This window comes from Allobosea sp. Tri-44 (assembly GCF_004123845.1).
Classification (GTDB): domain Bacteria; phylum Pseudomonadota; class Alphaproteobacteria; order Rhizobiales; family Beijerinckiaceae; genus Allobosea.
This window is the reverse complement of the sequence record NZ_NBDP01000003.1, coordinates 744,058-763,347: the sequence shown is the minus strand read 5'-3', so window position 1 is coordinate 763,347 and position 19,290 is coordinate 744,058. Positions and strand designations below refer to the sequence as shown.

At 65.9% G+C, this 19,290-nt stretch carries 17 protein-coding genes; 4 read left to right on the top strand and 13 right to left on the bottom strand.

What is annotated here, in order from left to right; translation table 11 throughout:
• Window positions 1-28 precede the first annotated feature (28 nt).
• Window positions 29-592, bottom strand: coding sequence for a ribosome recycling factor (gene frr, locus B6S44_RS03695; protein ID WP_129155377.1), 564 nt, complete (start codon window positions 590-592; stop codon window positions 29-31).
• Between the two features lie 250 nt (window positions 593-842).
• On the opposite strand from frr, the gene B6S44_RS03690 reads away from it, so the two are divergent.
• Entirely contained in the window at window positions 843-1,256 is a 414-nt protein-coding gene (locus tag B6S44_RS03690; protein ID WP_129155376.1) for a VOC family protein, read from the top strand.
• A gap of 106 nt (window positions 1,257-1,362) precedes the next feature.
• Here B6S44_RS03690 and pyrH read toward each other — a convergent pair whose 3' ends face one another.
• The 8 genes from pyrH to dnaE form a co-directional block, all read right to left on the bottom strand.
• A complete protein-coding gene (pyrH, locus tag B6S44_RS03685; protein ID WP_129155375.1) occupies window positions 1,363-2,070 on the bottom strand; it encodes a UMP kinase in 708 nt (235 codons plus the stop codon).
• Window positions 2,071-2,178: 108 nt separating this feature from the next.
• Window positions 2,179-3,102, bottom strand: a complete 924-nt coding sequence (tsf, locus tag B6S44_RS03680; RefSeq protein ID WP_129155374.1) for a translation elongation factor Ts — start codon at window positions 3,100-3,102, stop codon at window positions 2,179-2,181.
• 171 nt (window positions 3,103-3,273) lie between these two features.
• Window positions 3,274-4,284 carry a 30S ribosomal protein S2 gene (locus tag B6S44_RS03675; protein ID WP_129155373.1) on the bottom strand — a complete coding sequence of 337 codons (1,011 nt, stop codon included), beginning with the start codon at window positions 4,282-4,284 and terminating at the stop codon, window positions 3,274-3,276.
• Between the two features lie 160 nt (window positions 4,285-4,444).
• Window positions 4,445-4,756 carry a putative quinol monooxygenase gene (locus tag B6S44_RS03670; protein WP_126111188.1) on the bottom strand — a complete coding sequence of 104 codons (312 nt, stop codon included), beginning with the start codon at window positions 4,754-4,756 and terminating at the stop codon, window positions 4,445-4,447.
• A 108-nt stretch (window positions 4,757-4,864) separates the two neighbouring features.
• On the bottom strand, window positions 4,865-5,257 hold the full coding sequence (locus B6S44_RS03665; RefSeq protein WP_129155372.1) for a pore-forming ESAT-6 family protein: 393 nt from the start codon (window positions 5,255-5,257) through the stop codon (window positions 4,865-4,867).
• A gap of 284 nt (window positions 5,258-5,541) precedes the next feature.
• Window positions 5,542-6,267: a bifunctional nicotinamidase/pyrazinamidase gene (pncA, locus tag B6S44_RS03660; RefSeq protein WP_129155371.1), complete on the bottom strand. Its 726-nt coding sequence runs from the start codon at window positions 6,265-6,267 to the stop codon at window positions 5,542-5,544.
• Window positions 6,268-6,409: 142 nt separating this feature from the next.
• Window positions 6,410-7,132, bottom strand: coding sequence for an FkbM family methyltransferase (locus B6S44_RS03655; protein ID WP_129155370.1), 723 nt, complete (start codon window positions 7,130-7,132; stop codon window positions 6,410-6,412).
• A gap of 95 nt (window positions 7,133-7,227) precedes the next feature.
• The gene (gene dnaE, locus B6S44_RS03650; protein WP_129155369.1) at window positions 7,228-10,695 is read right to left on the bottom strand and encodes a DNA polymerase III subunit alpha; all 3,468 of its coding nucleotides are present in this window, start codon (window positions 10,693-10,695) and stop codon (window positions 7,228-7,230) included.
• Window positions 10,696-11,166: 471 nt separating this feature from the next.
• Between dnaE and B6S44_RS03645 the strand changes: the two genes are divergently transcribed.
• Window positions 11,167-12,072, top strand: coding sequence for a DMT family transporter (locus B6S44_RS03645; protein ID WP_129155368.1), 906 nt, complete (start codon window positions 11,167-11,169; stop codon window positions 12,070-12,072).
• Between the two features lie 11 nt (window positions 12,073-12,083).
• Here the strand turns inward: B6S44_RS03645 and B6S44_RS03640 are convergent, their stop codons facing one another.
• The 4 genes from B6S44_RS03640 to B6S44_RS03625 all read right to left on the bottom strand — a co-directional run bounded on the left by B6S44_RS03640 (window position 12,084) and on the right by B6S44_RS03625 (window position 16,223).
• Window positions 12,084-13,715, bottom strand: coding sequence for a PAS-domain containing protein (locus B6S44_RS03640; protein WP_129155367.1), 1,632 nt, complete (start codon window positions 13,713-13,715; stop codon window positions 12,084-12,086).
• A gap of 92 nt (window positions 13,716-13,807) precedes the next feature.
• Entirely contained in the window at window positions 13,808-14,587 is a 780-nt protein-coding gene (locus B6S44_RS03635; protein ID WP_129155366.1) for a hypothetical protein, read from the bottom strand.
• Between the two features lies 1 nt (window position 14,588).
• The gene (locus tag B6S44_RS29785; protein WP_248309420.1) at window positions 14,589-15,824 is read right to left on the bottom strand and encodes a PAAR domain-containing protein; all 1,236 of its coding nucleotides are present in this window, start codon (window positions 15,822-15,824) and stop codon (window positions 14,589-14,591) included.
• A gap of 9 nt (window positions 15,825-15,833) precedes the next feature.
• Window positions 15,834-16,223, bottom strand: coding sequence for a hypothetical protein (locus B6S44_RS03625; protein ID WP_129155365.1), 390 nt, complete (start codon window positions 16,221-16,223; stop codon window positions 15,834-15,836).
• Between the two features lie 203 nt (window positions 16,224-16,426).
• Here B6S44_RS03625 and tssK point away from each other — a divergent pair, with 203 nt between their 5' ends.
• Entirely contained in the window at window positions 16,427-17,764 is a 1,338-nt protein-coding gene (gene tssK, locus B6S44_RS03620) for a type VI secretion system baseplate subunit TssK (RefSeq protein WP_129155364.1), read from the top strand.
• Window positions 17,761-19,284: a type IVB secretion system protein IcmH/DotU gene (gene icmH, locus B6S44_RS03615; RefSeq protein WP_129155363.1), complete on the top strand. Its 1,524-nt coding sequence runs from the start codon at window positions 17,761-17,763 to the stop codon at window positions 19,282-19,284. The genes tssK and icmH overlap by 4 nt, the downstream gene beginning before the upstream one ends.
• The last annotated feature ends 6 nt before the right edge of the window (window positions 19,285-19,290 follow it).

Genomic DNA, 19,290 nt, shown 5'->3' with positions numbered 1-19,290 from the left:
GATACAGGACGGCGCCGCGCCACGCACTTTAGACGTGCAGGATTTCCTTTTCCTTGGCGGCGAGCGCCTGATCGATCTCGCCGATATGCTTGTCCGTCGCCTTCTGGACCAGATCGGTCTGCTTGGTGACGTCGTCCTTGGGCATATGCCCGTCCTTCTCGAGCTTCTTGATCAGGTCCATGCCGTCGCGGCGGACATGCCGGACGGCCACCTTGGCGTCTTCGGCATATTTGTGCGCGACCTTGACCATCTCCTTGCGGCGCTGCTCGTTGAGCTCCGGAATGCGGATGCGCAACACCTGCCCCTCGGTCTGGGGGTTGAGGCCGAGATCGGATTCGCGGATCGCCTTCTCGACTGCCTGGACCATGCTGCGGTCCCAGACCTGAACGGAGAGCAGGCGCGGCTCGGGCACGCTGACCGTGGCGAGCTGGCTCAGCGGCGTGCGCGCGCCATAGGCCTCGACCGTGATCGGATCGAGCACATTGGACGAGGCGCGGCCGGTGCGAAGCGAAGCCAGGTCGCTCTTGAACTTCTGCACGCCGCCGTCCATGCGGCGGTTCAAATCGGCGAGATCGAAAGTGGTCTGGGCCATCGTCTTCAAAACCTTGTCGAAACCGGCTGGATCGAGCCGGAAATGCGCGCGACCATGGCGAGCACCCGCCCGAGGGTCAAGGATTTATGCTTCAACAGCATTTTCCCCAGCAGGTCTGCAAGGGGAATCGAAGCTCAATCGCTGATGCATATCGGATAAGCCCGCTCGCGGGCTGGCTAATGCCGAGAGAACTTCCTAGCTCAGCATTGCGGCCGCGCGCGCGGTCGGCGCAGCCTCGAGGAAATGTCTGATGCCCCGGCTGAACCGCATCGTCGAAACCGCGCTCTATGTCGACGATCTCGACCGCGCCGCAGAATTCTACGAGGTGAAGCTCGGCCTCAACTCCATGCTCAGGACCAGGACGCTCTTTGCCTATGATATCGGCGGCCAGAACGTCCTGCTGCTGTTCCGGCGCGGCGCCTCGGTGGAGACGCAAGTCTCGGAGCGCGGCAGCATTCCGCCGCATGATGGCCAGGGCCCGCTTCACATCTGTTTTGCCGTCGATGCCGACGAGCTGGCATCCTGGGAGGCGCAGTTGGAGCAGCAGGGCGTGTCGATCGAGGGACGAATGGCTTGGAATCGCGGCGGCACCAGCATCTATTTTCGTGATCCCGACGGCCATCTGCTCGAGATCATGACGCCTGGCAACTGGCCGAACTACTAGAGCAATTCCAGCAAAAGTGCGTAGCGGTCTTGCGTCAAGAATTGCGTGAAAACAATGAGATAGAGCATTGGAGGCGAACTCGTGTTCGCCGGAAATGCTCTATCCATCAGGGCGTGACGTAGGTCGCCCTGCCCTCGCCGCGCAGCACGGCCGCGAGCGCGCCCTTCTCCGCGATCGAGAAGACCACGATGGTCAGGCTCGCATCGCGCGCCAGCGCGAAGGCGGCGGTGTCCATCACCTTGAGATCGCGCCTGATCGCGTCCTCATGGGTCAGCGTGTCGAAACGGGTCGCGCTCGGATCCTTCTTCGGATCGGCTGAGTAGACGCCGTCGACCTGCGTCGCCTTGAGCAGATGGCTGCAGTCGAGCTCCGCCGCGCGCAGCGCCGCACCGGTATCGGTGGTGAAATAGGGATTGCCAGTGCCGCCGCCGAGAATGACGACCTTGCCGTGGCTGAGATGGTCGAGCGCCCGCTTGCGGGCATAGCTCTCGCAGAGCGAGGGCATCGGCACCGCCGACATGGCGCGCGCCGGGGCGCCGGCCGCCTCAATAGCGTGCTCGAGCGCGAGCGCATTCATCACCGTGCCGAGCATGCCGATCGAATCGGCCGTCGTTCGATCGAGGCCCTTGTTGAGGCCCTGCACGCCGCGGAAGAAGTTGCCGCCGCCGACGACGATGCCGATCTCGACACCCTCGTGCGAGGCATGGGCGATGTCGGCAGCGAGCGCTGTCAGCGTCGCGCCGTCGAGGCCGTTTCCTGCAGTCCCTGCAAGGGCTTCGCCGGAGAGCTTCACGAGAACGCGTTTAGGTCTCATCGGGGCTCTCCTTCGTTCGGAACTGAGGCAGGCCGAATCGACCACTGCCCCTTCTTACAAAAAAGGCCGCGCGAGGCGCGGCCTTTCTGTGTCCTATCAACGGGCTTGTCAGCCCGTGGTGCCGCCAGCGGCCGCGACCTCGGCGGCGAAGTCGGTCTCTTCCTTCTCGATGCCCTCGCCGAGCGCGAAGCGGGCAAAACCGGTGAGCTTGATCGGACCGCCGACCTTGCCTTCGGCTTCCTTCAGCACCTGGGCGACCGACTTCGAGCCATCATGGATATAGCCCTGGTCGAGCAGGCAATATTCCTTGGCGTAGCTCTTCATGCCGCTCTCGACGATCTTGGCGAGGACGTGCTCGGGCTTGCCGGCGTTCTTCTCGGCCAGGATCGCCTTCTCGCGCTCAAGCACCGCGGGATCCACCGAAGCGAGGTCGAGCGCCACCGGGTTGGTCGCGGCGATGTGCATGGCGAGCTGACGGCCAAGCGCCGTGAGCTCATCGCCCTTGCCGCTGGTCTCCAGGCCGACGATGACGCCGATCTTGCCGAGCCCGTCGGCGACCGCGCCGTGGACATAGGAGCCGATCACGCCGGCCGAGACGGAAACCGAGCCGACACGGCGCAGCGTCATGTTCTCGCCGATCGTGGCGATGGCGTTGGCGATCGCGTCGGCGACGGTGCCGCCGCCCGGATAGTGATGGGCGGCCAGTGCCTCGACATCGCCGCCACGCTCGAGCGCGACATCGGCGATGGTGCGGGCCAGCGCCTGGAATTCGAGATTGCGGGCGACGAAGTCGGTCTCGGAGTTGACCTCAACCACAACGCCGCTATGGCCGCGCACGGCAACCGCGACGAGGCCTTCGGCGGCGACGCGGCCGGCCTTCTTGGCGGCCTTGGACAGGCCCTTGGCGCGCAGCCAGTCGATGGCGGCTTCCATGTTGCCGTCGGTGGCCGAGAGCGCGGTCTTGCAGTCCATCATGCCCGCGCCGGTCTTGTCGCGGAGTTCCTTCACCATGCCGGCGGTGATCGCAGCCATTTGCGTCGTCCTTGCTGTCTTGCGGCCTTCGCCCGGTGGCGTACCGCATTGTCGAAAAATCGAAGCCTGGATTGGCAAACGCCGACGCTCCGTTTCCGGTCGTCGGCGCTGCTTCGGCTTTAGTCAGGTATCGAAGTGCGACGCGCCGATGACGCATCGCAATCCGGGAGATCAGGCGTCGGCGAGGTCGCGCGCCTGGGCAACCCAGCCGTCACGCTCGATGCGGCCGGCGAGCTTCAGGTCATGATCGATCTTGGTGACCTCTGCCGGCGTCATGGCAGCGAGCTGCCAGAAGTGGAAGATGCCGCCATCGTTGAGCTTCTGCACGATCTCCGGACCCATGCCCGAGAGCTTCATGAAGTCGTCCGGCGCACCACGCGGTCCGGTCAGCAGCTCGAAAGCCTGGGCCTGGCCCTCGACAGCCGCCGGCTCGGCAATCGCCGTCTCGACGATCGGGGTCTCGGCAGCACCGAGGTCGACGCCATGGTCGCCCGAGGCGCGCGAGATGCCGTCGATGGCCGAGCGCGCGACGAGATCGCAATAGAGCTGGATGGCGCGGCCGGCGTCGTCATTGGCCGGAACCGGGAAGGTGATGCCATCCGGATCGCTGTTGGAGTCGATGATGGCCGCGACCGGGATGCCGAGGCGCTGGGCCTCCTTGATCGCGAGCGCTTCCTTGTTGGTGTCGATCACGAAGATCATGTCGGGCGTGCCGCCCATGTCCTTGATGCCACCGAGCGCCTTCTCAAGCTTGTCGCGCTCGCGCGCCAGCATCAGGCGCTCCTTCTTGGTCAGGCCGGTGCTGGCGCCGCTCAGCAGTTCGTCGACCTTGCGCAGGCGCTGGATCGAAGCCGAGATGGTCTTCCAGTTGGTCAGCATGCCGCCAAGCCAGCGGGAGTTGACATAGTACTGTGCCGAGCGCTTGGCCGCGTCGGCGATGGCGTCCTGCGCCTGGCGCTTGGTGCCGACGAAAAGGACGCGGCCGCCGCGGGCGACGGTGTCGCTGACCGCCTGCAGGGCGCGCGACAGCATCGGCACCGACTGCGACAGGTCGAGGATGTGGATGTTGTTGCGCGTCCCGTAGATGAACGGCGACATCTTCGGGTTCCAGCGATGCGACTGGTGGCCGAAATGGGCGCCGGCCTCGAGCAGCTGACGCATGGAGAAATCTGGCAGAGCCATGGTATTCTTGTCCTTCCGGTTGAGCCTCTGGGGAGCGAATGAGCCGGCCATAAGCTGACCAGTCACCGGAACGCCTCGGTGTCGAGGTGATGCTCCCCATGTGGGATAGGGCGCGCCTTACACGCCGTCGCGCCGGAATGCAAGACTTCAGGTCAGTTCGTCAGAGCGAGCCAACCTCATAAGCCACGTCATAGGCGCCGGGCACAGCGCGTTCCAGCAGCGGGCGCACGCGTGCCAGATGGCTGGTGAAACGCTCGTCGCGGCTGAAGCGCAGGGCCGCGTCCTCGGATTCGAACATCGTCACTAGCACCACGTCGCGATCCTCGCGGGAACGGAACAATCGCCCGCCGACCAACCCATCGACCTTGCCGCGCAAGGCATGGTGCTGGGCGAGCTGCAAGTTCATGAACTCGGCGAAGCATTCAGGCTTCGGCGTGATGACGCTGATGTTGACGATCGGATGGTCGGGCATGCCCGGCTCCTTCAATGCAAATGCAGGAGCCGGGTCGATACGACCTCGATCGTGGTTGAGGTCAAGCCGTGCTCTGCCGAAAGCTGGCAGGAGCGGCCGTTGCTAAGCTCACTTGGGCAGCGACGCGGCAGCCTTCAGCACGACGTCGCCGATCTGCTTGCAGTAGGCCGCAGCCGTGCCGCCCTGCGCCTTGGCGATCGTCTCGAGATCCTGGGTCACGCCCATCATCGCGATCGTGCCCTTCTTGCCGGCGGCTTCCGCGGTGTCGCCGGCGCTCTTGTCGGCCGGCGGCGGAATCAGGGCCAGCACCTTGCGCTGGATTTCGACGACATCCGCGCCGACATAACTCTTCTCGGCGCAATAGCTCAGGATTCCAAGCTGGTTGCGGCCGGCCTGGTAGGCCATCGCGAGCTGATCGACCTGGCTCTGCGCGAAAGCCTGGCTGCAGGACAGAGCCGCAAAGGCGGCGACTGCGCTGAAACGCTTGAAGGAAAGGAGCATGACAATCTCTCTCAAGTTGAATGCATCCGCAGATACACGCCCCGCTTCCCCGAGGCTGCAATAGCTTTCCCCGCTGTTTGCGGCAAGCTCGCACCAGCCCAGTAGTAGAACGCAAGCGCGCCCGCACACCGTCCGCAATGCGCGGCAGAATCTGCCTCCAAACGCCTGAGACCGTTCAGCTGGAAGCAATACCTCGTCGCCCGCTCGGGGCAATGATCAATCCAGCCTCGGAATGGGTCCAGGTGCAGATTCGCGCTCTGGCGAAGTAAGCGTACCTCAATTCGTCAGATCAGATCGGCCAGCCGCGCCCGTTTCACGCCGAGCGCCGCCATGTCGGCCCAGGCCTTGTCGAGCGAACCGTTGAGGTCGATCGCCCGGCACGCCTCCTCGACGACGAGGGTCTCCAGCCCGTTGCGCGCCGCATCCTGCGCTGTCCAGCCGACGCAGAAATCGGTGGCGAGGCCGACGACGACGGCGCGGGCGACGCCGCGTTCCCTGAGATAGCCGCCGAGGCCCGTCGGCGTTTTGCGGTCGGCCTCGACGAAGCCGGAATAGCTGTCGACCTCGCGGCGATAACCCTTGCGCACGATGGTCTGCGCCATGGTGAGGTCGAGATCGGCGCGGAACTCGGCGCCCTTGCTGCCCTGGATGCAGTGGTCGGGCCAGAGCACCTGCGGGCCATAGGGCATCTGCATCATCTCGAACGGCTTCTTGCCGGGATGGCTGCTGGCGAAGGAGGAATGGCCGGCCGGGTGCCAGTCCTGCGTCATGACGACATTGGCGAAGCGCTTGCCCAAGGCGTTGATGACCGCGACGACTTCGTCGCCCTTGCCCACCGCCAAGCTGCCGCCCGGGCAGAAATCGTTCTGCACGTCGACGACGATGAGGGCGGTCCTTGCGTCGATCACCGGTTTCTCCTGTGCCTTCAGCGGTGACGCCGCGGCGGATGCGACGAGCACCGTCGCGCCAGCGACCAAGCTGCGCCGGTCGATCCTGAAGCCATCCTGCATCCTCGCCTCCCGAGCTGCTATCGGCGTCTCGGCGGCCGGGGGTATGGAGCCGGAACCGGAGCGCACCATGTTACCGCCAACCAGCGCGCGACGATACGCCTTCGCGCGCGGACAGTGACGACAGCCTGGCGCAGGCCGCCGATCACGCTCTCGCCGCCCGCGTCATCCGCGTCACGCCTTTTCGGGCAGCGAACATGCGGCCATAGACGTCGCCGGCGAGATCGGGCCGGTAGCAGCGCTGTTCGAGCAACGGGTCCCAGATGTGCTCGACGGTGTCGATGAGCTCGAAATCGGCCTTGAGCCGTGCCTCCAACTGCAGGCGGTTCTTGCGATTCTGGTATTCCAGCAGCACCAGCGAGGTCTTCGACAGGTCGAGATGGTCGAGCACATCGCCCTCCCCGCCTTCGATATCGATCTTGACGATATCCGCCGAGGGCAGGCTCGCCGGATCGACCACCGCGACCTCGTAGCGCTCGACCATCGCGCCGGCCACAAAGGTGTCGCCAGCATAGGAAGCGAGCCCCGATTCGCCATCGCCGGCAAAGCGGCTGAGGAAGGTCGCCGTTTTCTGACCACCCGGAAATAGCGCGGCGTTGACCGTGACGATGTCGCGGCGCAGCCGGGTATTCTGCTGCAGCAGCGCGAAGGTCCCCGGATGCGGCTCGTAGGAGGTCACCGTGCTGCCGGGCCAGCGCGCACTCGCCCAGAGCGCGAACGAGCCGACATTGGCGCCGATGTCGAGAATGTCGAGGCCGACGCCGTCGAAGCCGGCTTCATACTCGCCTTCCAGCACGTCCTTGATCGCCCAGTGCATAGCCTCGGGCACGGCAAGGCTCATCGGAATACGCGCGACATACTGCTTCATTCAGTCCCCCCGGACATGATCCGTGTCTGCGCCCACTCTGATGCCTTGGCCGCCGGCAGCGCAAGGCTGGCCTCGGCAAGCCTTGTACCCGCCCGTCAGCGTAGCTCGACGTTCACCACACCGGGCGCGGCACGCACCGCATTGGCGACCTGCTGGTTGACCGGATAGCGCCCGGGCAATTCGATCTCGACCTCCTGGGCGCCGTCGTCGAGGATCATCACCAGCGAGATCTTGCCCGCGGCGCGGACACCGTCGCGCGGCTTCACCCGCTCGGCGATCGAGGACAGCGCCTTGTCGTCGCGCAGGAAGATGCAGAGGTCCTGCTTTTGCCGGTTTGCGAGTTCGTCGAGCCGCTCGCAATCCTCGATGCGCGGGCGCACCTCCTCGCCGTCGAGCACGGCCGAGAGCCGCAGCACCAGCGCGGCGCCGGGCTCGAGCAACTCGCGATAGCGCTGCAGCCCCTCCGAGAACAGGATCGCCTCGAACTGGCCGCTGGGGTCGGAGAGCTGCACGATGCCCATCTTGTTGCCGGACTTGGTCCGGCGCTCCGACCTATCGATGACGGAGGCGGCGACCTTGGCGATCGAGGTGCCGCTGGCGCGGACATTGCGGGCGAAATCAGCATAGCTCTGCACCCGCAGGCGCTTGAGGACATGCTCGTAATCGTCGAGCGGATGGCCGGAGAGGAAGAAGCCGACAGCATCGTGCTCGCGCTGCAGTCGCTCGGCCGGCGCCCAGGGTTCGAAGGGCGGGATGCGGAAGGCCTCGGCTACGCCGCCGCCACCGAACAGCTCGGACTGGCCGCCCTCGGCTGCGTCGCGGGTGCGGTTCGAGAGCGCGAGCATGCCGTCGACAGCCGCCATCGCCTTGGCCCGCTCCGGCTCGATCTCATCGAGCGTTCCGGCCGAGATCAGCGCCTCGATCGTGCGCCGGTTGACCAGGCGCGTATCGATCCTGCGGGCGAAATCGGCGAGGTCGCGGAATGGCCCCCCCTTGGCGCGCGCCGCGACGATCGACTCCACCGCGACGCGACCGACCCCCTTGATCGCACCGAGCGCATAGCGGATCGCGCCGTCGGCGACGTCGAAATCGACGCCGGAACGGTTGATCGAGGGACGCTCGACCTTGATGCCGAGCCGCTCGGCATCGCGGCGGAATTCCGAGAGCTTGTCGGTATTGCCGATGTCGAGCGTCATCGACGCGGCGAGGAATTCTACGGGAAAGTTCGCCTTCAGATAGGCGGTCTGGAAGGCGACGACGGCATAGGCGGCCGCATGGCTCTTGTTGAAGCCGTAATCGGCAAATTTCGCCAGGAGCTCGAATATCTCCGAGGCGATGTCCTTCTTCAGCCCGCCCTCGATGGCGCCCTTCACAAAACGGTCGCGCTGGGCGTCCATCTCGGCCTTGATCTTCTTGCCCATGGCGCGGCGCAACAGGTCGGCTTCACCGAGCGAATAGCCCGACAGCGCCTGCGCCACCTGCATCACCTGTTCCTGGTAGACGATGATGCCATGCGTCTCGGCCAGGAACGGCTCCATGCCGGGATGCAGATAGGTCGGCTCCTCCAGGCCGAGCTTGCGGCGGCAATAGGTCGGGATGTTGTCCATCGGGCCGGGGCGGTAGAGCGCCACCAGCGCGATCAGGTCCTCGATCCGGTCGGCCTTCATCTCGACCAGCGCCTTGCGCATGCCGACCGATTCCACCTGGAACACGCCGACCGTCTCGCCGCGCGACAGCATCTCGTAGGTCTTCGGATCGTCGAAGGGCAGTTGCGCCAGATCGACCTCGATGCCGCGCTGGGCGATCAGCTTGACCGCGATGGTCAGCGTGGTCAGCGTCTTCAGGCCGAGGAAGTCGAACTTCACCAGCCCGGCCTGCTCGACCCATTTCATGTTGAACTGGGTGACGCGCATGCCGGTGCGCGGATCGACCGAAAGCGCGACCAGCTCCTCCAGCGGCCGGTCGCCGATGACGACGCCGGCGGCGTGCGTCGAGGCGTGGCGGTGCAGCCCTTCCAGCTTCTGGGCGATCTCGAGCAGGCGCGCGACAACCGGCTCCTCCGCCGCCGCCTCCTGCAGCTTGGGTTCGCCGGCGATCGCCTCCGGCAAGGTGATCGGCTTGGCCGGATTCTGCGGCACCAGCTTGGTCAGCTTGTCGACCTGGCCGTAGGGCATCTCCAGCACACGGCCGACGTCGCGCAGCACGCCGCGCGCCTGCAAGGTACCGAAGGTGATGATCTGGGCGACGCGCTGCTCGCCATAGCGATGCTTGACGTACTCGATCACCTCTTCACGCCGGTACTGGCAGAAGTCGATGTCGAAGTCCGGCATCGAGACGCGGTCGGGGTTGAGGAAGCGCTCGAACAGCAGGCCGAAGCGCAGCGGATCGACGTCGGTGATGGTCAGGGCATAGGCGACGAGCGAGCCTGCACCCGAACCACGTCCCGGCCCGACCGGAATGTCATGATCCTTGGCCCATTTGATGAAGTCGGCAACAATGAGAAAATAGCCCGGGAATTTCATCCGGGTGATAATTGAAAGCTCGAAAGCGAGGCGTTTTTCGTAGTCCTCGACCGTGAAGCTCGCGGCCGGCCCATGCTTGGCCAACCGTGCTTCGAGCCCCGCCTTCGCCTGGCTCTCCAGTTCCTCGGCTTCGTCGCGCCCCTCCTCGCCGAAGCGCGGCAGGATCGGTTTGCGCAGGCCGACGCGCCAGGAGCAGCGCCGGGCGATCTCGACCGTCGAGGCCAGAGCTTCCGGCAGGTCGGCGAAGCGGCGCTTCATCTCGGCGCGGCTGGCGAAATAATGCTCCGGCGTGACGCGCCGGCGCTCATTGTCGGAAACCAGCCGGCCGGCCGCGACGGCGAGCAGCGCGTCATGCGCCTCGAAATCGGCAGGCTTGCCGAAATACGGCTCGTTGGTCGCGACGATTGGCAGGTCATTGTCATAGGCGAGCCGCAGCAGCCCGGCCTCGATCGCCGCTCCGTCCTCGCGATCATGGCGCTGGAGCTCGACATAGAGTCGATCGCCGAAGATCTCGCGGAGGCGCGCAAGCCGTGCCGCAGCCTGGGCCGGCTGGCCGGCACGCAAAGCTGCGTCGAGCGGCCCACCGAAGCCGCCGGTCAGCGCAATCAGATCATGGGCGCATGCGGCGACATGGTCGATCGCCGCGACCGGCGCGCCGGCTCCCGCCACCAGGCAGGCCTGCGTCACCAGCCTCATCAGATTGCTGTAGCCGGCCTCGCTCGTCGCCAGCAGGACGAGATGTGGCGTCACACTCTGGACCGGCTTGCGTCCGCCCGTGTCCTCATCGGCGAAATCGACGGAGAGCTGCACGCCGGCGATCGGCTGGATGCCGGAGCTCGCCAATTTCTCGGAGAATTCGAGCGCACCGAACAGGTTGTTGGTATCGGTCAGCGCCATGGCCGGCTGGCCATCGCCTGCAGCGAGCTTGGCGAGCGTGCCGACCTGGATCGCGCCCTCGAGCAGCGAATAGCTCGAATGGACATGGAGGTGGACGAAGCCGACCTCGTCCTGAACCAGTGCGTCGTCTTTTCGGTCGGTCATCGCGCCCTCCGGCGCGCCATCCGTTCAGCCAGTTTGCCGAGCGGGAGAGCCTGCGCCGATTCTTGATCCCGGAGCATGCTCCGAACCGGTTATGGCGCGCCACCCCATCTCGGTCGAGCGGGCCGGGATGCGAGGCTGTGGACATGCGAACGAAGCCTCCCCGGCTCCCGTCCGCCGTGCCCCTCAGACGTGCGGCCCCGAGGCGAGCGCCGCCCAGACCCAGATCATTCCGACGAAGAGCGCGAGCGCCAGGAACTCCACGGCTCCGGCCATCAGTTTGCGAGCAACCAGCATGTCCGATCTCCAATGTTCTCTATATGTTCATATTAGTTTTCTGTTTGTTCGCGTCAATATCGCAAGGGCAATGCTGGCTGGCCAATACCGCAAGCGGTTAACGAGCATTTACCGGGACTTCAAAGGCGTTAACGACAGCACCTGCCCGTCAGGCGGAATCATGTAAGGCTCGGCCGCATGACCTCCTCCTCAGATCAGCCCCGCCCTCGGCTCCGCAACGAGGCGCTCGGCGTCGTGCTGATGGCGGTGGCAATGCTGATCATCCCGACCTCCGACGCCATCGCCAAATACCTCAGCGGCGCGCACTCTCCAGCCTTCCTGAGCTGGATACGCTATGTCGCGGCGCTCGGTTTCATCCTCCCGGTCGCCCTGGTCCAGCGCGGGCGTGCACCGGTATCTCCCTCGGCATCGTCAGGCAGATACTGGCTGGCGCAGATCCTGCGCACCGCCTTCCTCGTCACGGCGATGACGCTCTATTTCGTGGCGATCACACGCATTCCGCTGGCCGATGCGCTCGGCGCCTATTTCATCGCCCCGATCGCGGCGACCCTGCTTGCCTCGATCGTGCTGCGCGAGCGGCTCGACCGGCGAAAGCTGATCGCCGTCGCCCTCGGCTTCGTCGGTGCCATCCTCGTCGTGCGTCCGGGCACCGAGACCAGCACCGACACGCTGATCGCGCTCGCTTCCGGCTTCTGCATGGCCTGCTATCTGGTGCTGACCCGCGCCACCGCGCAGGACAGGCCGCCGGTGGCGACGCTGACGATCCAGCTCGTGCTCGGCATCCTGATGCTGATGCCTTTCGCCCTGCTGCAATGGACGACGCCGACCCGCGAAGGCTTGCTGCTGATCCTGCTGATGGGCCTCGTCTCGACGCTCAGCAACCTGATGACGATCAGCGCCTTCCGCCTGGCGCAGGTGCAGACGCTCTCGCCCTTCGTCTATCTCGAACTGATCGGCGCAACTGTGCTTGGCTACGCCCTGTTCGGTGACCTGCCCTCGCCGATGACCTGGGCCGGAATCGCCGTGATCGTCGTCGCCGGGCTGATCGTCGCGACCGCTTCACCCGCGCGCCGCGAGAGCTGAGGCAACGCGCCTCAGCCGGCCGCCTCCGTCGCCTGCTCGGCCTGCTCCTCGATCAGGCTCAGCAGCACGCGCGCCTCACCGTCATCGCTCGCGATCGGCACATGCCTGATGCCGATCAGGCGGCGGCCGTTCCCGGGTGTCTCGATCGCGCGGACCGTCATTGTGGCACCGGCATCCGCCCGCTGGAGCTGGCGATCCTCGCGCTCGATCCACTCAGCGGTCTCGGCACCGAAGACATCGCGTGCCGTCCGCCCGATCATCTCGGTGCGACCGACGCCGAACAGGACCTCTGCCGCGCGATTGACGAATATGTAGCGGAGCGTGGCCGCATCCTTGACGACGATGGCTACGCGGATGTTCTCCATGATCGCGGCGAGCAGATGCTCGGTGCGCTCGAGCGAGTGCTGCAGATGCCGCTGCTCGGTGAAATCCTCATGCGTCGACACCCAGCCGACGCCGCCAGTCATCGGCCGTTCGACGATACGGATGACCCGTCCATCCTTGAGGTCGACATGTTTGACGGCGGGCCTGCCCTGCTCGATCCGCGCAAGGATGGCCTCGACATAGCTCTCGACGTCGCCGGCGAAGGTGCCGATCTCGATCCGGCGCCGAAGGATATCGCGGATTGTCAGGCCCGATTGCGGCATGTCCTGGGGAAGCCGATAGATCTTCCGGTAGGACGCGTTCATCAGGATGACCTTGCCCTCAGGGTCCAGCATCATCAGGCCCGGCATCATGCTGTTGATCGCAGCCAGCAGATGGCGCTTGTTCTCCTGGAGCTGAATTTCGAGATTGTCGCGCTGCCGCGAACTCGTCCGTTCGAGCGTCCGCAATTCCTTGTTGCGGATCAGCGTGTCCTGAAGCTGCTGCACGGCCTGGCCGAGCTTGCCGACTTCGTCGAGACGCTCGCTGTGTGGCACAGTGACGACGACCTTGCCCGCCGCGATGTGGTCGGCGGTTTCAGTGATCTCGTGCAACGGGGCGATCAGCGAGCGGCGGATCACCGCGCCAACATAAGCGGCGAGAGCGAGCGCCACGAGACCGAGCAGAACGATGAGCCAGGTGGTGAACCAGGCGCGTTGATTCAGGATGACGACCTCGTCGGCTCGCCGCGCATAGATCTGCCCGAGCGCTTCCAGGTCGGCATTGAGGGCAGTTCTGGCGGTGCGGTTTGCTTCGTTGTCGCCCCAAGCCCGCCCGGCCGCCTGGCTGATGACATTGGCGCGGCGCACCAGCTCGGCCCGGAACCGGATGAACTCGACAATGCGCGTCTTGAACGTCGCAAAGAGCCCGGCATCGTCGTTTCGGACGATCTTCTCCCAGGCATCGACCACCTCGGCAAGGTCGCGATTGCGCTTCAGCAGGTTTTCGCCGTAGCGCGCCACCGTCGCGGAATCGCTCGACATGTAGATACCGCGCGATTCCATCACGACGGCGTAGATCAAGCCGTTCGCCCGCTCGACATAGGCGGCTGAACGCGACGACAGGCTGAGCTTGTCCTGGTATTCCGCCTGCTGCCGGAAGGATAGGAGCGCAACCGCCACCAGCGCGCAGATCACGACGAAGAAGGCGCAGCTCGCAGCATAGATCTGGTGGCGCAGGCTGACGGCCCGCAGACGATCGAGGATATGGCGCTGCACCATGTCAGCGACCTCCAGTTGAAGGAGGCCAGTGCTGCACGCGAATTCCTTAAGGTCAGGTTTCGCAGCCGCGGTGCCGGCAGTTCGTGGAGAAGCTACCGGACCAGGCCCGAGAGCACTGCGATGATCGCACGCGGCTCGATCTCGGACGGCGTCTCGTCGAAGGCGGCTCGGTAATAGTCGAGCATGCTGAGTTGCTCGAAATTGTTCCAGATCTCCTCGTCGTTCATCGCCTGGCTGCGTTCCTCGAGATTGAGGATCATGCCGTAGTCTTCCACGCCCTCACCGTAGACCAGTGGCGGCGGCAGCGGCTCGGAGCGCAACTCGTGCTCGGCCGCCGCGATCGCCGACAAAGCCCCCGTGACCCAGACGCGATGATACGCGTTCGAGACGTCCCGCTCGGGCTCGCCCGCGCTGGTCAGCACGGCGCGGCAGGCGGCAGCGAACGTATCGACCATGCCGTTGCGCTCGGCCAGCCGGTCGGCCGCGTTGTAGTTGGCATGGATCGGGTCGACATAGGCGAATTCATTCTGCAGGAGCCGCGCCGGCTCGCCCTGGAGGAAGAGCCAGGGATAGGCGTTGTCGATCAGGATCTGGCCGGGCAGCAGATGCGCGGCCTCATTCTCGCCGGAGGCGCTGAAGAACTGCTGCTCGGCGCCCTTGCAGGTCACATTCGGGTTGGGCGTCAGCGGCAGCCCTCCCTGGCCCGGCATCCGGATCGCCGCCATGTAGACCAGCACCTTGGCGACGCGCGCGTTGCGCGAACGGCCGTGCCAGATCGCCTTTTCGGTATCGGAGGAAAAGCGCTCGACCCGCAGCAGGCGGAAGCGCTCCTGGCCGGAGACCGCGCGATCGGGAGAACGACGGCGCCCCATTTCAGCCACCGATCAGCACGGTGGGCTCGCCCATGGCGATCTTGTTGGGCGGCCCGACCGCCTCGATGATCGTGTCGCCCATGCGGCAAAGCGGCAAGCCGTTGACCAGCACGGTCTGCGAGCCGTCGATGACGACGCCTGGCCCGTGCGGCGGCAGTGGCAGGGGCGTCGCGCAGAGGTGGATGTCGGCACCGCCGGCGGCACCCGAGATCATCGAGCCCATGCTGGCGGCTGCGGTTGCCTTCGCGGTTTCCTCCGCAGCCTTGGCCACCGGCGCCCCCGGTGTGCCCGCCGCCGCGAGCGTCGCCGCCTCGGCAACCTGGATCGCCGCATCGGAGACCGCCTTGGCGGACTGGATCGCCGCCGCTGCGCCGGCCGGAACGCCGCGCCAGGCGAGCTTGCCCCCGATGATCACGTTGAAGCTCCCCGGCCCTGGCTGCAGTACTCCTGGCAGCGGGTGGATCACCGGGTCGAGAATGCGGGCGGCCGGACGGCCTCCTCCGCCGCCTCCACCTCCACCACCACCGGCTCCAGCGCCACCGGCTGCGGCCGCGGTCACCGCCGCGCTGTTCATGAAGGCCTTGGCGTTCCTGTCTGCCGAGGCCGTCAAGACCGCGAAGGCGGCATCCCGGTTCGCCGGCAGCGACGCCACCGGAACACCGTTGATGGTCGCGTTCGATGCGAGCTTGCCGGCAGCAGCTGCGGCCAGCACCGCCGGCAACTCGACGGCCCAGAACACCTTCTGGACCGGCTGGCCCATCATCAGCATGACGTGGACAGGTCCCTCGAGGCTCTCGATGAATTCACGCGACGCATCGCCCCAGAACGAATCCTGCAGCGACTTGGCATCACCCTCGACCCCGTAGAGCAGCTCATTCGCCGCGGTCGCGGCTGCCCTTTGCGGGTCGGTCGCCGGCAGCCAGGAGCCCGTCTGAAGTTTTTCGATCACCTCGTCGTCGTCGACACCCGTCAGACCGAACGCCTCAGCGAGCGCGAGCTGAAATCGGCGGCTCATGAGGAAGGCGGCACGGGGCGTATCGTCGATCAGGGCGTATCCGGTCGCTTCCTGCGCCTCGGCGACCACGTCCTCGGCCTTCGCCGCCTTCGAGCCGAGGCGGGAATAGAGGATCGCTCCCGGGCCAGTTGCAGTCGCCGGGACCTCGCGGGCCAGCGCGATGAGCTCCGCAACGCTCGGTTTCCCCCCTAGGCGCGCGATCGCATCGGCAGCCGTCGTCATCGCGTCACCTCAGAAGATCTCGACCCGCCGGTCTTCGGCGACGAAGTCGACACCGAGGATCGGCTTTCCGAACAATTGGCCGGCATGGAGCATGGCATAGGCGCGCAGATGGTCTTCAACGCGTCTGAGCATCGCGGCGGTGAGGATCACACGACCGTATTCGGATGCCGCCAGCCTGCCTCCCAGATGCGACATCACCACCCGCCTGCGCCCCTGGGCATCGCGCTCGCCGGCATAACGGTAGCCGCCGTGGAACACCGGAAATCCGGGCGCGAGGACGCGGAACGCCCAGGGCCCGCCGGGATAGAGGTCGCGATCGAGATTGATGACTTGCCAGCCATCCTCGTCGATCGGGAACCGCCCGCTGCGATCATAGTCTGGCGCCTGGTTCTGGGTCATCCTGCTGCCCCGATATGCGACGGTCGGTCGGCTGCCTCTCACGCTACATCCATCTGCGCCCACTTGCGACCGTTTCGCCAGGGCTGCACCGCGAAATACGCTCAAAAGCCAGCAATGGTTTAAGCATCGGCGACCGTGCCATGGTGACGCTCGGGAACGAGCTGTATATGGTTCTTGGAAGGCCTTGAGATAGCGAGAACCGGATGTCGTGGTATAGTAAGGTCGTCTGGTCCGAAGGCTTGTTCCTGCGGCCGCATCATCTGCAGCAGAACGATCGTTATCTCGAGAATCTGTTGGAGAATCGCGTCCGGCAGGTCACGCCTTATCCGTGGGGGTTCTCGGTGCTCGAGATCGACCGCGACCTGGCGCAGCAGAGCCGCATCGGGCTCAGGCGCGCCGTCGGCGTGATGCCGGACGGCACGCCCTTCGCCATGCCTGACAATTCACCGCTGCCACCGGCGATCGAAGTGCCGGAGAACGCCGCCGGCCAGGTCGCCTGGCTCTCGCTGCCGCTCGCCTCCTCCAATACCCGCGAAGTCGAGGACAGCCTGAACGGCTCGGCCAGCCGCTTCTATCCGGCAACCGAGATGCTGATCGATTCGACCGCCTCGCTGCGGGTCGACGAGGAGATCGACATCGCCCATCCGCGCTTCGGCCTGGAGCTGCGCAAGACCGGCAAGCCCGGCTATGTCGGCCTCGCGCTCGGGCGCGTGCTGGAAGTGCGCGATCGCGCCATCCTGTTCGACGAGAAATTCGCCCCGCCGGTGCTGCTCTGCTCGGCCCATCCGGTCGTCGACGGCTGGATGGACCGTGTCATCGGCTGGATCGACAACAAGCTCGAGGAGCTCGCCCGCTACGCCGCCGACCCGACCGCGGGCGGTGGCCTGCAGAGCGCCGACTACTTCATCCTGCAATTGCTCAACCGGCACATCCCGGTGCTGAAGCACATGCGCGGCTCGCGCTTCGTCCATCCCGAGCGCCTGTTCATCGCCTTGCTCACCATCGCCGGGGAGCTTGCCACCTTCACCACCGCCGAACGCCGCGCCCGCGACTACCCGGCCTATGACCATGACGACCTGGAAGGCTGCTTCACCCCGGTGGTGCGCGACATCCAGGACTTCCTCTCGGCCCAGCTCGGCCGCCGCGCCATCCGGCTCGAGATCGTCGAGCGCGCGCAGAACGCCTTCATGTCGACGATCCGCGACCGCGCGCTGATGCGCAATGCGACGCTGATCCTCGAAGTCGCGGCGCGCCGGCCCCTCACCGAAATCCAGTCGCAGTTTCCGCATCTGTTCAAGATCGGTCCCAACACCAAGATGAACGAGATCGTCCATGCCCACCTGCCGGGCATCAATCTCGTTCATTTGCCGACGCCGCCGCCCCAGATCCGGGCGCTGACCGATCACGTCTATTTCTATCTCGACCGCACCTCGCCACTCTGGCCGGAGTTCAGCACGGCGAGTTCGATCGGCATGCATTTCTCCGGTGACTGGCCCGATCTCGAAATGGAGCTCTGGGCCGTGCTCGAGGGCAGGCGATGAGCAACGACGGCTCCGATCCGTTCGGCCGCTCGGACCGGACCTTCATCCGGCCGAACCCGGCGGGACGGCGCGTGCCGCCAACCTCACGCCCGGCACCGGACGCAGCTCCGGGATATCCGCCGCAGGGCCAGCCTTATCCGCCGCCAAACGCGCCCTATCCGCCGCAGCAGCCTGCAGGCTACCCGCCGCAGGCCTCGCCCTATGGGCCCTCGGGCGGCCCGCAATACCCGCAGGCAGCCCCCTCACCCGGCGTGCCAGGCGGCGAGGAGTGGATGTCGCAGCCGCAACCGCGGCAAAGCGCGCCACCGCCCCCGCAGGGCTATGTGCCGCAAGCCCTGCCGAAGCGCGAGCAGATGCTCACGCCCAACGTCAATCCGCTGCTCAAGGCCGCCGGCCCGCTGCTGCTCCTGCTCGGGCGCCTGCGCGCCAATCTCTCAAGCGCGCCGGCAACGCAGATGATCGGCCAGGTCGGCGAGACCATCGAGGCCTTCGACCATGAGGTGCGGGCCGCGGGCTTCACCGCCGAGCAGACGCGCACGGCAAAATACATCATCTGCGCCTTCGCCGACGACATCGTCCAGAACATCCCCGGCGACGAGCGCCATGTCTGGACGCAGTACAGCATGCTCTCGCGCTTCTTCGGCGAGCGGACTGGCGGCGTGCGCTTCTTCGAAGAGCTCGAGCGCGCCAAGCGGGACCCATCAGTCAATTACGACCTGCTCGAACTGATGCATGCCTGCCTGGCACTCGGCTTCGAGGGCGTGCACCGCACCTCGGCCGGCGGCGCCGCCAATCTGCAGATGATCCAGCGCAGCCTGTTCGAGACGCTGAGGCGTGTGAAGCAGCCCGATCCCGAATTGTCGCCACGCTGGCAAGGCCAGGCTCTGGTCGGGCGGCTGGCGCGCTTCAAGATACCGGTCTGGTCAGTCGCCGCCGTGGCGGCGGTTGCCGTGCTCGGCCTCTACTTCATCTTCCGCGCCTTGCTCGGCGGCAATGCCGAGGCCTCGGCCGCCGCCTTGCTCTCTGTCCACCCCAAGAGCGACATCGAGATCATCCGCAAGGTCACCGCAAGGCCGCCGCCGCCATTGCCGCCTCCGGCACAGCAACCCAAGGTCTGCGGCACGGTGCAGCCGCCGATCACCTGCCAGGTCACGCCGAACCTGATCATCGTGCGCCTGATGGACATCACGCTGTTCGACCCGGGCCAGGCCGTGGTGCGGGGCGAGTTCCGCCCGCTGATCGAGCGGATCTCCGCCGTGCTCAACGAGGAAGGCGGCGCGATCAAGGTCGTCGGTCACTCCGACTCCGACCCCATCCGCACCGCACGCTTCCCCTCCAATCTCGAGCTGTCGAAGGCACGCGCGGTGGCGGTCGGCGACCTCCTGAAAAGCAAGCTGAAGCAGCCGGACCGGATCAGCACCGATGGCAAGGGCCAGGATGCGCCGATCGACACCAACGCAACCGCAGCCGGAAAAGCGAAGAACCGGCGCGTCGAGATCCTGATCCAGCGAAACGGCTAGGACGGG